Source organism: Gilliamella sp. CG16, assembly GCF_046635785.1.
In the GTDB taxonomy this organism is placed as follows: domain Bacteria; phylum Pseudomonadota; class Gammaproteobacteria; order Enterobacterales; family Orbaceae; genus Gilliamella; species Gilliamella apicola_I.
In genome coordinates this window covers 1-1717 of sequence record NZ_JBIDFL010000020.1, presented here as the reverse complement: position 1 = coordinate 1717, position 1717 = coordinate 1, and the positions used below count along the sequence as shown (strand labels likewise).

Here is a 1717-nt window from a genome sequence, read left to right as displayed (position 1 = left end):
ACACTTACGAGCTCTTCGTAAGGAGGTGATCCAACCGCAGGTTCCCCTACGGTTACCTTGTTACGACTTCACCCCAGTCATGAATCACACCGTGGTAAACGCCCTCCCGAAGGTTAAGCTATCTACTTCTGGTGCAACCCACTCCCATGGTGTGACGGGCGGTGTGTACAAGGCCCGGGAACGTATTCACCGTGACATTCTGATTCACGATTACTAGCGATTCCGACTTCATGGAGTCGAGTTGCAGACTCCAATCCGGACTTAGACGTACTTTCTGAGGTCCGCTTGCTCTCGCGAGGTCGCCTCCCTTTGTATACGCCATTGTAGCACGTGTGTAGCCCTGGTCGTAAGGGCCATGATGACTTGACGTCGTCCCCACCTTCCTCCGCTTTATCAACGGCAGTCTCCTTTGAGTTCCCGACCTAATCGATGGCAACAAAGGATAAGGGTTGCGCTCGTTGCGGGACTTAACCCAACATTTCACAACACGAGCTGACGACAGCCATGCAGCACCTGTCTCACAGTTCCCGAAGGCACTCCAGCATCTCTGCCAGATTCTGTGGATGTCAAGACCAGGTAAGGTTCTTCGCGTTGCATCGAATTAAACCACATGCTCCACCGCTTGTGCGGGCCCCCGTCAATTCATTTGAGTTTTAACCTTGCGGCCGTACTCCCCAGGCGGTCGATTTATCGCGTTAGCTTCGGAGCCCATCACTCAAGGCAACAAACTCCAAATCGACATCGTTTACAGCGTGGACTACCAGGGTATCTAATCCTGTTTGCTCCCCACGCTTTCGCATCTCAGCGTCAGTATCTGTCCAGAAGGCCGCCTTCGCCACCGGTATTCCTCCACATCTCTACGCATTTCACCGCTACACGTGGAATTCTACCTTCCTCTACAATACTCCAGATAACCAGTTTTAAGTGCAATTCCCAGGTTGAGCCCGGGGCTTTCACACCTAACTTAATTATCCGCCTACATGCCCTTTACGCCCAGTCATTCCGATTAACGCTCGCACCCTCCGTATTACCGCGGCTGCTGGCACGGAGTTAGCCGGTGCTTCTTCTGTAGCTAACGTCAACTGCATGCACTTTTCATACACACAACTTCCTCACTACCGAAAGTACTTTACAACCCGAAGGCCTTCTTCATACACGCGGCATGGCTGCATCAGGGTTCCCCCCATTGTGCAATATTCCCCACTGCTGCCTCCCGTAGGAGTCTGGACCGTGTCTCAGTTCCAGTGTGGCTGGTCATCCTCTCAGACCAGCTAGAGATCGTCGCCTTGGTGAGCCTTTACCACACCAACTAGCTAATCCCATATGGGTTCATCAAATGGCGCACGTCCTTGCGGAACCGTACTTTGGTCTCTCAACTTTATGCGGTATTAGCAGTCGTTTCCAACTGTTGTCCCCCTCCATTTGGCAGATCCCCATACCTTACTCACCCGTCCGCCACTCGTCATCAAGTGCAAGCACTCATGTTACCGTTCGACTTGCATGTGTTAAGCCTGCCGCCAGCGTTCAATCTGAGCCATGATCAAACTCTTCAATTTAAAGTTTGATGCTCAATAACTGTTTCTGACATATTCAAATGAATCTTCAGTGTCACTTATCAAGACTTAATTTTTTCAGTCCGTAGACTTTTTATCTTTCGTCTCGCAAGTGCCCACACAGATTGTCTGTTTCTTCTTTTTAAAGAGCTGACAGTTTTTTT

1 rRNA gene is annotated in these 1717 nt (G+C 50.6%); it reads right to left on the bottom strand.

The features are described from left to right. Window positions 1-18: 18 nt before the first annotated feature. Window positions 19-1556, bottom strand: a 16S ribosomal RNA gene (locus ACGH47_RS11285). Window positions 1557-1717: the final 161 nt, after the last annotated feature.